Genomic DNA, 12,800 nt, shown 5'->3' with positions numbered 1-12,800 from the left:
CCCGCGGTGTCCCGTCAGAAGGGCCGGCGGCCGGACCTCACCGGTCGGCACCTCCGGTCAGGTCGGCGAACGCGCGCAGGCGGAGCCGCGCGGCCACGTCGGCGGCGAACCAGTGGAAGAAGTCGCCGGCCGGGTCGAGGCCCGCGCGGACCGCGTCGCACCAGTCGGCCCGGTCGAGCACCGTGAGGTACTGCTCCGCGACCCGGTCACGCTGCTCGGCGGTGCACCCGCACCGGTCCGGGGGCTTGCTCGTCAGGTGGTCGACGATGATCGCGGCGTCGACGTACCGGCTCACCGTCGGCGTCTGCCGGGCGAGGTGCCCCGCATGAGCGGCCAGGACGGCAGGTGCCGGTGGGTAGTGATCGAGGGTCAGGCCCATGCCATCGCAGTCGGCCATGACCGCCAGGAGCCGGCCGGTGTGGTCGACCAGGTCGTCGTCGACGTCCGCACCGGTGATCGCCTCGTGCAGGTGGGCCGCGGTGGCGACCTTGCCGGCGAAGTAGCCGTTGAGGAAGTCGCCGTCGCAGGCTCGGCGCAGCAGCCAGGACCGGGAGGAGGTGCCGCCGCCGCGGCACAGTGCCTCGACGACGTAGACCCGGCCCCAGCCCGCGACCCGCTCGGCCAGCCACAGCAGCGCCTCCCCGCCCCCGCGGCGTTGCAGCGCCTCGGCGGCCAGCGCCCCGAACTGGTTCGACAGCAGGCCGATGGTCTGGACGAGCGGGATGTCGTCCTCCGTCCAGTCCGAGGCGAGCAGCGCCAGCCCGACCGTCGCGGCGCACCGGTCCGTGCTGTGCCGCACGAGCCACCGGCCGGTCTGCCGCACCCGGTCCCGGTCCGCGCGCAGCGCCGCGGCGGCGATGTGCTCGTTGCGGTGGATCGGCACGTGGACGTCGTGAAACGCGCCGGCGAGCTCGCCCGGCGGTGCACCGGCCCTGGCGAAGTGCCGGTCGAGGATGGCGGCGACATCGACGCCGTCGAATCGCCGATCCTCGTGAGACTCGGGTCGCGGCCCGTGCCGGTGGGGTCCATCGTCCGGATACGGTTCGCCGTCACGGGGCAGGACACCGTCCGGATGCTGCCGGTGCAGACGCAGCGCGTGGGCGAAGAGCGGTCCGGGCTCGGTCGTCTCGCTCACCGGCGGACGGAGGACTCGATTCTCGCGATCATGGCGACGATTATGCCACCACCACACGCGTGATCGTGACGTCCGTCAACCGCCCGCGGTGTCCCGCTTCTCCGTGGGTTGCTGCTGGTTGATCGCGTTGATCGCAGCGTGGAACTGCAGCCAGGTCGGGTCGTGCTCGTCGGCCTCGGTCACGGTGGCGAGGTCCTCGGCGGCCCAGGTGCGCCGTCCGTCGCTGCGGAGCAGGGCGGTCCGCAGGTCGGCGTCCGCGGGCAGCAGGTCGGTGGCGGTCCGGAACTCCTCGACCTCCCCGTCGACGACCCGAGCTCGCGGAGCTCTCCGCCGTCCACCCGCCACACGCGCACCGCCGCCCGCGCCGAGTCCAGCCCGGCGACCAGCGGCAACCGGGGATGACACACGAGCCGCTCCACGAAAGACACGCCGCGACGCTAGCGCCCACAGGTTGTGCTGCACTGAACGTGCGGTGACGTCGATACCGGCGGACGACGGCCTGACGATTCGCGCCGCCGCGAGCGAGCGGCGGCGGGTCAGACGCGGTGGCGGCCGGCGGTGGCGGGGCGGGCGGCCGGCTCGGCCGGGATGCTGGCGACGCCGCGGGGGCGGGCGCCGGTGCGGAGCAGGGCGGTGAGGTGCTCGGCGGGGGCGGGCAGGCCGAGGTGGTAGCCCTGCGCGAACCGGACGCCGAGCTGCCGCAGCGCCTCCAGCTGCTCGTCGGCCTCGACGCCCTCGGCGGTGACGTCGATGCCGACGCTGCGGCCCAGGTCGCCGAGGAGCTTGACGACGGCGAAGTCGCTGCGGTTGTCGAGCATGCCCGCGACGAACGAACGGTCGATCTTCACGCCGGTGACGGGCAGGGCGGAGAGGTTGCGCAGGGTCGCGGAGCCGGCGCCCATGTCGTCCAGGACGATGCCGACGCCGGTGTCGCGCAGGTCCCGCAGCCGGCCGGCGGCGTCCTGCAGCTGGGCGAAGTCCGCGGACTCGGGCAGCTCGACCCGCAGCCGGCTGGGCGCGGAGCCGTTGCGGCGCAACGAGTCCAGCACGAGCGAGGTGAGCTCGGCGGCGCCGAGCGTGTCGATGGTGAGGTTGACGTTGACGCACCGTGGCGCCCGGTCGCCGAGCAGCGCGTCCCACCGTGCGACGTCGGCGCAGGCGCGGTCGAGCACCCAGCGGTCCAGCTGCGGCAGTTGCCGCAGCCGGCGCAGCTCCGGCAGGAACCGGTCCGGCGTCAGCAGCCCCCGTAGCGGGTGCTGCCAGCGGACGAGCGCCTCCACCGACCAGACCCGCCCGTCGTCGATGCCGATGATCGGCTGGTAGAACAGCCGCAGCTCGCCCCGGTCCATCGCGGCGAGCACGTCGTCGTCGCGGCCGTCGGTGAGCGCCCCGACGCCGTGGACCGTCTGGACGCGGTCGGCGCCGGCCTGCTTCGCGCGGTACATCGCGGCGTCGGCCTCCCGCAGCAGGGTCGCCCCGTCGGCGCCTGGCCCGGCCACCGCGACCCCGACGCTGGCCGTGCTGTGCGCGCCTGCGGGCAGCGCCGGATCGGTCGCGGCGACGGCCCGGCGGAACCGCTCGCCGAGCGCGAGCGCCGCATGGTCCTGGCGCGGGCCGGCGACGCGGGTGAGCACCGCGAACTCGTCGCCGCCGAGCCGTGCGACGACGCTGCCGGGGTCGGCGGCGGCGGTGAGCCGGTGCGCGACGGAGACGATCAGCCGGTCGCCGACCGTGTGCCCGAGCGTGTCGTTGACGTGCTTCATGCGGTCTAGGTCGAGGTACACGACGGCGAGGCCGGTCTGGTCGCCGTCGCGGCAGGCGGCGGTCAGCCGGTGCAGGAACCGCGCCCGGTTCGCCAGGCCGCTCAGCGGGTCGCGGATCGCCTGGACCGCCATGAGCGCGGCGAGCGTCTCGTACAGCCGTGCCGCGGACACCCGCGCGAGCCGGCCGTCGGGGCGGCGGACCAGCACGTCGTCGTAGCGGCGCACCTGGTCCCGGCGGCTCACCTGCTCGCACACGTCGGCGACGAGCGCGGTCTCCTCGACGATCATCGGGGCGGGGTCGGCGGTCCGCCCGGCCGGGGTCCTCGCCCACAGCGCCCGCCCGTACCCGAACGGGCCCGACATCAGCTGGGCGAAGCGGCTGCGGCTGATGAGCCCGATGCCGCCGTCGAGGTACATGACCGCGACGCTGTGCAGCGACGGGTCCGCGCGGAACATCAGGTCGAGGTCCTCGCACCGCATGGTGGACTCGACAACGCCGACCGGCCGCGCGAGTGGCCCGACCGTGTCGGACGGCATGGCGGCATCCCCGTGATCCACGCCGTCAATCATCAGCGAGCAAACCCGTGGCACCAAGGGCTGTACTCGCCGGTAATCGGCCTGTCACCTGCTATTCAACCGGCGCAGCGGCCCGCATGCGGACGGCCACCGACGGTGCTCGGAAGCGGGCCCGGAAACAACGAAAGGCAAGGAGATAACCCCTCGCCACTCTTAACGTATACCGCACCGGGGGTCTTGCGGCAAGACCCGGGTCCTGGCGCAGAATCGTCGGCCGGAGCGAGGGGGGATTCGGAATGCCCGAGCAGTACGTGCTGGGTCTGGACGAGGTCGACGAGGCGAGCATCGATGCGGTCGGTGGTAAGGGCGCGCACCTGGGCGCGCTGATGAGGATCGGCGGCGTCCGCGTGCCGCCCGGCTTCTGCGTCACCACGGCCGCTTTCCAGCGGGTGATGGCGGCGGTACCGTCGCCGGACCCGGCGGCGCCGAACGCGCGGATCCGTCGCACGATCGAGGACGCCGCGATCCCGGACGACGTGGCGGCCGCGATCACCACCGCCCTTGGACGGTTCGGCGCGCAGGTGACGTTCGCCGTCCGGTCCAGCGCGACCGCCGAGGACCTGCCGTCCGCGTCGTTCGCCGGCCAGCAGGACACCTACCTCAACGTGCCCGCCGCCGAGGTGCTGCGGCACGTCAGCCGGTGCTGGGCGTCGCTGTTCACCGACCGCGCCGTGCTGTACCGGCGACGCAACGGCATCCCGGACGGCGCGGCGCACATGGCGGTGGTGGTCCAGCGGATGGTCCTGCCGGAGGCGTCCGGCGTCATGTTCACCGCCGATCCCGTCACCGGCGACCGGCGGTCCGTCTGCGTCGAGGCGGTCAACGGACTCGGCGAGGCGCTCGTGTCCGGTCTGGTGAACGCCGACTCGTACACGGTGCGCGGCGGGACGATCGTCGCCAGGAGGATCGGCGTCAAGCGGCTCGCCGTCGACCCCGCGCCGGCGGGCGGCACGTCAGAACGGGAGATCGACCCCGACGAGCAGGCCCTGCCCGCGCTCAGCGACGCGCAGGTCGTGCGGCTGGCGGAGCTCGGCCGGCGGATCGAGGCGCACTTCGGCCGCCCGCAGGACATCGAGTGGTGCCTGGCCGGCGACGACCTGCACGTCGTGCAGAGCCGGCCGATCACCACGCTGTTCCCGATCCCGGCGACCACCGACGGGGCCAACCACGTGTACCTCTCCGTCGGCCACCAGCAGATGATGACCGACGCGATGAAGCCGCTCGGGCTCTCGTTCTGGCAGATGACGACCCCCGCGCCGATGGCGGAGGCCGGCGGCCGGCTGTTCGTCGACGTGACCGCGCGGGTCGCCGCGCCGGCCGGCCGGGCCGCGCTGCTGGAGATGATCGGCAGGTCCGACCCGCTGACCGGCGACGCGCTGCGGACCGTCCTGGACCGCGACGGGTACATCGCGACGGCGCCGGACGGGACGGCCCCGCCCCTGCTGCCGACCGGCGCCACGCCGGAGGAGCTCCCGACCGACCCGGCCGTCGTCGTCGACCTGATCGCGCAGCACCAGGCCTCGATCGCCGAACTGCGGGAGGCCATCCGCCCGCTGTCAGGGACGGCGCTGCTCGACTTCGTCCAGGCCGACCTCCAGGAGCTGCGGCGGCTCCTGTTCGACCGGCGCAGCCACCAGGTGTTCATGTCGGCGATGGAGGCCGCCTGGTGGCTCAACGAGCACCTCGAGACGTGGCTGGGGGAGAAGAACGCGTCCGACCCGCTGACCCAGTCCGTGCCGCACAACGTCACGTCGGAGATGGGCCTGGCGCTGCTGGACGTCGCCGACGTGATCCGCCCGCACCCGGACCTGGTGGCCTACCTGGAGCACGCCGAGTTCTCGTTGGAGGACATGGCGAAGCTGCCCGGCGGTCCCGAGGCGCGCGACGCCATCGAGGCGTGGCTCGACATGTACGGGATGCGCTGCGCCGGCGAGATCGACATCACCCGCCCGCGGTGGAGCGAGGAGCCCGCGACCCTCGTGCCCGTGATCCTCGGCAACGTCAGGAACTTCGCGCCGGGCGCCGCCGCCCGGCGCTTCGAGGAGGGCCGGCGGGACGCCCTCGCGAAGGAGCAGGAGCTGCTGGAGCGCCTGCGCGCCCTCCCGGACGGCGCCGCGAAGGCCGGCGAGACCAAGCAGAAGATCGACCGGGTGCGGACGTTCATCGGGTACCGCGAATACCCGAAGTACGGGATGGTCAGCCGCTACTTCATCTACAAGCAGGCGCTGCTGGAGGAGGCCGGCCGCCTCGTCCGCGCCGGAGTGCTCCGCGACCGCGACGACGTCTACCACCTGCGCTTCGACGAGCTGCACGAGGTCGTGCGCACCGGCCACGCCGACGCGTCGCTGATCGACCGCCGCAGGGAGGAGTTCCGCTCGTACGCGACGCTCACCCCACCCCGCGTGCTCACCTCGGACGGCGAGGCGATCACCGGCGCGTACCGCCGCGACGACGTCCCGGCGGGCGCGCTGGCGGGACTGCCGGTGTCCGCGGGCGTCGTCGAGGGCCGCGCCCGCGTCGTGCTGGACCTCGCGCACGCCGACCTCGAACCGGGCGACATCCTCGTCACCGCCTACACGGACCCGAGCTGGACCCCGCTGTTCGTGGCGATCGCCGGACTGGTCACCGAGGTCGGCGGCCAGATGACCCACGGCGCCGTCATCGCCCGCGAATACGGCCTGCCAGCGGTCGTCGCCGTCGTCGGCGCCACCACCGCCATCGAGGACGGCCGGCGCATCCGCGTCGACGGCACCGACGGCTACGTCGAGATCCTGTCCTGAGGCCGGGTGCCCGATTCGTTCAAGCGCCGTCCCCGCCTGCCGTCGTACCGTCGCGGCCATGACGCAGACGACGGCGGCCGGCTGGGCGGCGCTCGCCCGGGACGCGGACGAGGTGGCGCTGCCGGGGTCCGCTCGGTTCGAGACGCTGCGGCGGCCGGCCGACCCACGGTTCCACCACGTGCGGCCCCTCGCGGTGGTGCGGTGCGGCACGCCGGCGGCCGTCGCCGCGACGGTCGCGTTCGTCCGGGAGGAGGGACTGCCCGCCGTCCTGCGCGGCGGCGGGCACGACTTCGCGGGCCGCTCCACCACCACCGGCGTGGTCATCGACCTGGCGCCGATGCGCGCGGTGGCGGTGGGCGACGGCACGGTCCGCGTCGGCGCGGGGGCGACCCTCGCCGGCGTGTACGACGCGCTCGACGGGACCGGCCAGACGATCCCGGCCGGCTGCGGCCCGGGCGTCGGCATCGCCGGCCTGACCCTCGGCGGCGGGCTCGGCGTCCTCGGCCGCCTGCACGGCCTCACCTGCGACCGGCTGCGCGCCGCGGAGGTGGTCCTCGCCGACGGCCGGGTCGTCACCTGCGACGAGCGCACCCACGCCGACCTGTTCTGGGCGCTGCGCGGCGGGACCGGCCGGTTCGGCGCCGTCACCGCGCTGACGTTCGCCACGGTGCCCGCACCGCCGATGCTCGGCTTCCGGCTGACCTGGCCGCTGCGTCACGCGGCCGCCGTCGTGCGGGCGTGGCAGGCGTGGGCGCCGTCGGCACCCGACGAGCTCGCCGCCAGCCTGCACCTCACCGTGCCCGCGGACCCCGCCCTGCCACCCGCCGCGTCGGTGGTGGGCACGATGGCGGGCCCGCCGGCCGCGGCGGACGCCGTCCTCGACGAGTGCGTCGCGCTGGTCGGCGCCGCGCCCGCGTCCGACGAGCGGCGGGCGGCGTCGCACCGCGAGACGAAGCGGCTGCTGGCCGCCGGCGCGGACCACACCGGCCGGCACACGTTCAGCAGGTCGGGCTTCTTCGCCCGCCCGCTGCCCGGCGCGGCGGTCGACGCGCTGCTCCGGCAGCTGACGGAGGGCCGCCGCCCGGGACAGTCGCGGACCCTGGACCTCATGCCGATGGGCGGCGCCTACAACCGCGTCGCGCCGCACGCCACCGCGTTCGTCCACCGCGCCGAACGGTTCCTGCTGCACCACGTCGCCACCGCCGACCCGGGCGACGCACCCGAGGCGCTGCGGTGGCTGGACGGCTCCTACCGGCTGCCCGCGCCGTGGCGGTCCGGTGGCGTGTATCAGAACTTCCCCGACCCGGACCTGCCCGACGCCGCCGAGGCGTACTTCGGCGCCAACCTGCCCCGGCTGCGGGCCGTCAAGGCGGCGTACGACCCGGACGGGTGCTTCGGGACCCTGTAGATCACGGTGCCGGGTGCTCACCGTGGATCGCGGGCCTGACAGGATGATCGTCCACGACGAGGGGGCGACATGGTGGAAGTACTCGACGATCCGGTGGGGCAGTCGCTGCGCGGCGCGCACGCGCACCTGGCCCGGCGGGTGGGCGACGCCGCGACGTACCAGGAGGGCGTCTCGACGTTCGTGGCGGTGCCCGTGCGGCCGACGGCGGCCGACTGGGACGACCTGGCGCGGCTGCTGGGCAGCGGCGGGTTCGCCGACCTGTTCAGCGCCGACGTCACGCCGCCGGCGTCGTGGGAGCCGGTGTTCGAGCTGGACGGGTTCCAGATGGTCCTCGACCGGGCGGAGCCGGAAGCTCCCGCCGATGGGGTGGTGGAGCTCGGCCCGGGCGACGTCGAGGAGATGCTGGCGCTCACCGAGCAGGCGCGGCCCGGGCCGTTCTGGGCGCGGACCGCCGAGCTCGGGGCGTTTCACGGCGTGCGCGAGGACGGCGCGCTGGTCGCCATGGCCGGCGAGCGGCTCCGGCCGCCGGGGTGGACCGAGATCAGCGCCGTGTGCACCGCCCCGAGCGCCCGCGGCCGTGGCCTCGCCGCGCGCGTGACGAGGGCGGCCATCGGCCGGATCACCGGCCGTGGCGAGCGCCCGTTCCTGCACGTCGCGTCGAGCAACACCGGCGCGATCCGGGTGTACGAACGGCTCGGCTTCGTGGTCCGCCGGCCCGTCCGGTTCCACGGCTACCGCGTGCCCTGAGCGTGTACCGCGCCGTGTACCCCCGCGGCGGCGGGACGGGCATCCGCCGGTGCGGCATCGCCCGGTCGCGATGTTCCAGACATCCACCGCCGTCGCGGTGGGCGGCGCGCGCCGGTCGGCCGCGCCGGCGAGCCGTGGGGGCGGGCCGCCCGAGCGATGGGGCGGGGCGCCCGAGCCGGGCGGGCGCCGGGTGGTGGCCCGTCGCCCGATGACCGTCCGCAACCGCCGTGCCACGCTCGGCTCACCAGCGGACGGGAGACGGCGATGTCGGGTTCACCGGGAAGCGTCAGGAACGGCACGGACAGCTTCAGCATCTGGCGGGTGCCCAACTTCTTCTTCCAGCCCCGCGGCCTGTACCTCGGCGGGCTCGACGAGGCGATCGGCGGGCTGAACCGGCTGCGCTCGCTGCTGGGCCTCGCGACCCTCGTCGTCGTCGCGATCGTCTACCAGGGCTTCGGCCGGGTCGTGAGCGCGCCGTACCAGCCGGGACAGGCCAAGCCCGAGGCCTCCAACGCCGTCGTCAACGGCCGCGTCTACACGTTCGCCGCCGCCGAGGACCGGCTCGGCGAGATCGCGCTGTCCACGATCCTGACCGCCGTGGCGGGCATCGGGGTGTCCGTGGTGGTGAGCCTGGCCCTCGTCGTGGCCGCGCGGAGGGGCGCCCGGCTCGCCACCGCCCGCCAGCTGCTGTGGCCGATCGGCACGGTGGTGGTCTTCGTGGCCTACTTCTGGAGCTTCAGCGTCGCGTTCCCCTGGCTGGACGCCCGCCTGCCCGGCATCGTGAACTTCCTGATCCTGATCCTGCCGGTGATCTGGTTCTTCAAGTCGATCTGGCTGGTCGTCACCGGCCTCTTCCGCGCCGACGACGGGCATCCGCTGCTGGCGCCGATCACCTCGACGATCACCGCCTGGATCTTCGGTGTGCTGGCCGTGCGCGGGGCGCAGCCGGTGGGGATGCCGCACCCGGTCTGGCTGGTCACGGTGCTCGGCGGGCCGCTGTCGATCACGGTCGTCGCCTGGATCGCGACGCGGCGGCTGAAGCGGCTGTACCCGGAGAGCTACCCGTTCCGCGACGGCCCGCTGGCGTGAGCAGGCTGCCCGCTGGCACCGGCGGAGCGGGGCGGTGCTGAGGGTGTGGCGGCGCGGCGGGTGCGCAGGAGGGCCCAGCCGACGAGGGCGGCGGCGGCCGTCGTCAGCGTCAGGCCGGCGACGGTGACCGCCCCGTCGAACTGGGCGGTCTGCGCGGCGCTCCAGTGCGGGGCGGTGATGGTGCCGGTGAAGAGGGCGGCGAGGATCGTGCAGGTGACAGCGATGCCCGCGCCGGAGGTCACCTCGGTGGCGGTGTCGGTGAGGGCCACCCCGATCGTGGTGCGCTCCGGCGGCAGGCCGCGCAGCACGTTCACGCCGGCGACGACGCCGGCGACGCGCAGGCCCGCGGCGACCAGTACCAGCGCGGCGGCGACGAACACGTAGCCGGCGCCGTGCAGGAGGGTGAAGACGGCGAGCCCGGCCACGACCGAGGTGGCGCTGATCCAGGCGGCCCGCTCGAGGCCGGCCCGCCGCACGAACGGGTCGACGAACAGCCCGCCGGCGATCAGCCCGGCTGCGCACCGGCTCGCCCTGGAGATGAGCGACCGGCAGGCCACCGCGCTCGCCGCCGCCATCGCCGAGACCTCCGGCGTCGCGCCGGAGGTCGCCCGCCTGCAGGGGATCGCCCTCGCCGGCGTCTTCCAGATCCTCATCAGCGAGTCCGGGCGCCGCACCCGCGACGGCGAGTCGCCCGCTGACATCGCTGACGCGCCGTATCCGCAGGTGGACGGCCTCCTGGCCGAGCTGGACCGCTGGCCGAGGTAGCCGGGATCTGCGCGCTGTCAGTGCGCTGTCAGCGGGGCTCGCGATGGTCCTTGTGCACGCCAGAACGGCGGGCACACGGACCAGGGAAGCGAGCCCACCATGCAGACGTTCGACACCCCCGCCCCCATCTCCGCCGTCCTCGACATCCCCGCCGGCCGCGTGCGGTTCATCGCCGGCGACCGCGCCGACACGACCGTCGAGGTGCTGCCGGCCGACGCCGCCAAGGGCCGCGACGTCAAGATCGCCGAGCGGACGACCGTCGAGTACGCCGACGGCGTCCTGCGGATCGAGGCCGACGCCGGGCACCAGATCCTCGGGGCGTCCGGCTCCGTCGACGTGACCGTCCAGCTGCCGGCCGGGTCCCGGCTCGAGGTGAAGGCGGCCAGCGCCGACCTGCGGGCCGCCGGCCGGTTCGGCGACGTCGCCTACGACGGCGCGCACGGCGCGGTCGACCTCGAGGAGGTCGGCAGCGTCCGGCTCACCACGCTCGCCGGCGACGTCAGCGTCGGCCGCCTCAACGGCCCCGCACAGATCAGCACCGCCAAGGGCGACATCCGCATCACCGAGGCCGTCCGCGGCGAGGTCGTGCTGCGCACCCAGGCCGGCGACGTGACGGTCGGCGCCGCGCCGGGCGTGTCCGCCGCCCTGGACGCCGGCACCAGCCACGGCCGCATCCACAACGCGCTGAGGAACACCGGCACCGCCGACCTGACCATCCGCGCCACCACCGCCACCGGCGACATCGCCGCCCACAGCCTGTAGAGGCGTCCACAGCCTGTAGAAGGAGCCACCACCATGACGAACCTGGCCATCGCGGCGCACGGACTGCGCAAGTCCTACGGCGACAAGCTCGTGCTCGGCGGCGTCGACCTCGAGGTCCCCGCCGGCACGATCTTCTCCCTGCTCGGACCGAACGGCGCCGGCAAGACCACCGCCGTCAAGATCCTCTCCACGCTCGTCTCGCCCGGCCCGGGCTCCGGCGGCATCCGGATCGGCGGACACGACCTCGCCGCCGACCCGCAGGCCGTGCGCGCCGCGATCGGCGTCACCGGCCAGTTCTCCGCCGTCGACGCTCTGATCACCGGCGAGGAGAACATGCTGCTCATGGCGGACCTGCACCACCTGTCCAAGCGCGACGGCCGCCGGACCGCCGCGCAGCTGCTGGAGCGGTTCGCGCTCACCGACGCGGCGCAGAAGCCCGCCTCCACCTACTCCGGCGGCATGAAGCGCCGCCTCGACCTCGCCATGACCCTGGTCGGCCACCCTCGGGTCATCTTCCTCGACGAGCCCACCACCGGCCTCGACCCGCGCAGCCGGCACAACATGTGGCAGATCATCCGGGAGCTCGTCGGCGACGGCGCCACCGTCTTCCTCACCACCCAGTACCTGGAGGAGGCCGACCAGCTCGCCGACCGGATCGCGGTGCTGCACGGCGGGAAGATCGTCGCCGAGGGCACCGCCGACGAGCTGAAGCGGCTCGTCCCCGGCGGGCACGTCCGGCTCCGCTTCACCGACCCGGTCGCCTACCAGGCGGCGGGCCTGGCGCTGCTCGACGCCGCCCGCGACGACGAGTCCCTCGCGCTGCAGATCGCGAGCGACGGCAGCCAGCGGGACCTCCGGTCCATCCTCGACCGGCTCGACGCCGCCGACGTCGAGGCCGACGAGCTGACCGTCCACACGCCCGACCTCGACGACGTGTTCTTCGCCCTGACCGGCGACGCCCGCACCAGCGCCCACACCACCAACAAGGAGACTGTGTGATGAACGCCTTCGCCGTCCGGGACTCCGGCACGATGCTGCGCCGCAACCTGCTGCACGCGCGCCGCTACCCGTCGCTGACCCTGAACCTGCTGCTCACCCCGATCATGCTGCTGTTGCTGTTCGTGTACATCTTCGGCGACGTCATGGGCGCCGGCATCGGCGGCGGCCGCTCGGAGTACATCGCCTACCTGCTGCCCGGCCTGCTGCTGATGACCATCGGCAGCACCGTCATCGGCACCGCGGTCTCCGTCTCCAACGACATGACCGAGGGCATCATCGCCCGCTTCCGCACGATGGCGATCCACCGCGGCGCCGTCCTCATCGGCCACGTCATCAGCAGCGTCCTGCAGTCGGTGGCGAGCGTGGTGCTCGTCGGTGCCGTCGGCGTGGCGATCGGCTTCCGGTCCACGGACGCCTCGGTCCTGGAGTGGCTGGCCGCGTTCGGGCTGCTGGTGCTCTTCGCCCTGGCGGTCACCTGGATCGCGGTCGGGATGGGCCTGATCAGCCCGAGCGCCGAGGCGGCCAGCAACAACGCGCTGCCGCTGATCCTGCTGCCGCTGCTGTCCAGCGCGTTCGTGCCGATCCACGCCATGCCCGGCTGGTTCCAGCCGATCGCGAAGTACCAGCCGTTCACGCCGGCCATCGAGACCCTCCGCGGCCTGCTGCTCGGCACCGGCATCGGCTACAACGGGTGGCTGGCGGTCGGCTGGTGCGCCGGGCTCGCGGTGCTCGGCTACTTCTGGTCGACCTCGAAGTTCAACGGCGACGCGCAGTAA

12 protein-coding genes are annotated in these 12,800 nt (G+C 74.1%); 8 read left to right on the top strand and 4 right to left on the bottom strand.

All coding sequences use genetic code 11. From position 1 onward, the window contains the following. Positions 1 to 37: 37 nt before the first annotated feature. From ACQEVZ_RS43765 to ACQEVZ_RS43755, 3 genes are all read right to left on the bottom strand, one after another. A complete protein-coding gene (locus ACQEVZ_RS43765) occupies positions 38 to 1,135 on the bottom strand; it encodes a hypothetical protein (protein WP_433378985.1) in 1,098 nt (365 codons plus the stop codon). 75 nt (positions 1,136 to 1,210) lie between these two features. Beyond that, a complete protein-coding gene (locus ACQEVZ_RS43760; protein ID WP_433378982.1) occupies positions 1,211 to 1,480 on the bottom strand; it encodes a hypothetical protein in 270 nt (89 codons plus the stop codon). A 191-nt stretch (positions 1,481 to 1,671) separates the two neighbouring features. After that, entirely contained in the window at positions 1,672 to 3,456 is a 1,785-nt protein-coding gene (locus ACQEVZ_RS43755) for a putative bifunctional diguanylate cyclase/phosphodiesterase (protein WP_433378979.1), read from the bottom strand. 254 nt (positions 3,457 to 3,710) lie between these two features. Here ACQEVZ_RS43755 and rph point away from each other — a divergent pair, with 254 nt between their 5' ends. From rph to ACQEVZ_RS43735, 4 genes are all read left to right on the top strand, one after another. Continuing rightward, the gene (gene rph, locus ACQEVZ_RS43750) at positions 3,711 to 6,254 is read left to right on the top strand and encodes a rifamycin-inactivating phosphotransferase (RefSeq protein WP_433378976.1); all 2,544 of its coding nucleotides are present in this window, start codon (positions 3,711 to 3,713) and stop codon (positions 6,252 to 6,254) included. Positions 6,255 to 6,312: 58 nt separating this feature from the next. Further along, positions 6,313 to 7,662 carry an FAD-binding oxidoreductase gene (locus tag ACQEVZ_RS43745; RefSeq protein WP_433378973.1) on the top strand — a complete coding sequence of 450 codons (1,350 nt, stop codon included), beginning with the start codon at positions 6,313 to 6,315 and terminating at the stop codon, positions 7,660 to 7,662. A gap of 69 nt (positions 7,663 to 7,731) precedes the next feature. Continuing rightward, positions 7,732 to 8,409, top strand: coding sequence for a GNAT family N-acetyltransferase (locus ACQEVZ_RS43740; RefSeq protein WP_433378970.1), 678 nt, complete (start codon positions 7,732 to 7,734; stop codon positions 8,407 to 8,409). Positions 8,410 to 8,673: 264 nt separating this feature from the next. Continuing rightward, positions 8,674 to 9,498: a hypothetical protein gene (locus ACQEVZ_RS43735; protein WP_433378967.1), complete on the top strand. Its 825-nt coding sequence runs from the start codon at positions 8,674 to 8,676 to the stop codon at positions 9,496 to 9,498. Here the strand turns inward: ACQEVZ_RS43735 and ACQEVZ_RS43730 are convergent. Further along, on the bottom strand, positions 9,468 to 10,073 hold the full coding sequence (locus tag ACQEVZ_RS43730; RefSeq protein ID WP_433378964.1) for a hypothetical protein: 606 nt from the start codon (positions 10,071 to 10,073) through the stop codon (positions 9,468 to 9,470). The two genes, ACQEVZ_RS43735 and ACQEVZ_RS43730, sit on opposite strands and share 31 nt — an antisense overlap. Between ACQEVZ_RS43730 and ACQEVZ_RS43725 the strand changes: the two genes are divergently transcribed. The 4 genes from ACQEVZ_RS43725 (at position 10,036) to ACQEVZ_RS43710 (ending at position 12,800) form a co-directional block, all read left to right on the top strand. Beyond that, entirely contained in the window at positions 10,036 to 10,263 is a 228-nt protein-coding gene (locus ACQEVZ_RS43725) for a hypothetical protein (RefSeq protein ID WP_433378961.1), read from the top strand. The two genes, ACQEVZ_RS43730 and ACQEVZ_RS43725, sit on opposite strands and share 38 nt — an antisense overlap. Positions 10,264 to 10,362: 99 nt before the next feature. Beyond that, entirely contained in the window at positions 10,363 to 11,025 is a 663-nt protein-coding gene (locus tag ACQEVZ_RS43720) for a DUF4097 family beta strand repeat-containing protein (RefSeq protein ID WP_433378958.1), read from the top strand. Between the two features lie 33 nt (positions 11,026 to 11,058). After that, positions 11,059 to 12,024 carry an ATP-binding cassette domain-containing protein gene (locus ACQEVZ_RS43715; protein WP_433378955.1) on the top strand — a complete coding sequence of 322 codons (966 nt, stop codon included), beginning with the start codon at positions 11,059 to 11,061 and terminating at the stop codon, positions 12,022 to 12,024. Then, the gene (locus ACQEVZ_RS43710) at positions 12,024 to 12,800 is read left to right on the top strand and encodes an ABC transporter permease (protein ID WP_433378952.1); all 777 of its coding nucleotides are present in this window, start codon (positions 12,024 to 12,026) and stop codon (positions 12,798 to 12,800) included. Before ACQEVZ_RS43715 ends, ACQEVZ_RS43710 begins: the two co-directional genes overlap by 1 nt.

The organism is Dactylosporangium sp. CA-152071, from assembly GCF_050936335.1.
Lineage (GTDB): Bacteria > Actinomycetota > Actinomycetes > Mycobacteriales > Micromonosporaceae > Dactylosporangium > Dactylosporangium maewongense.
Note: the sequence above shows the minus strand (reverse complement) of the source record. Positions and strands in the feature narration are given on the sequence as shown.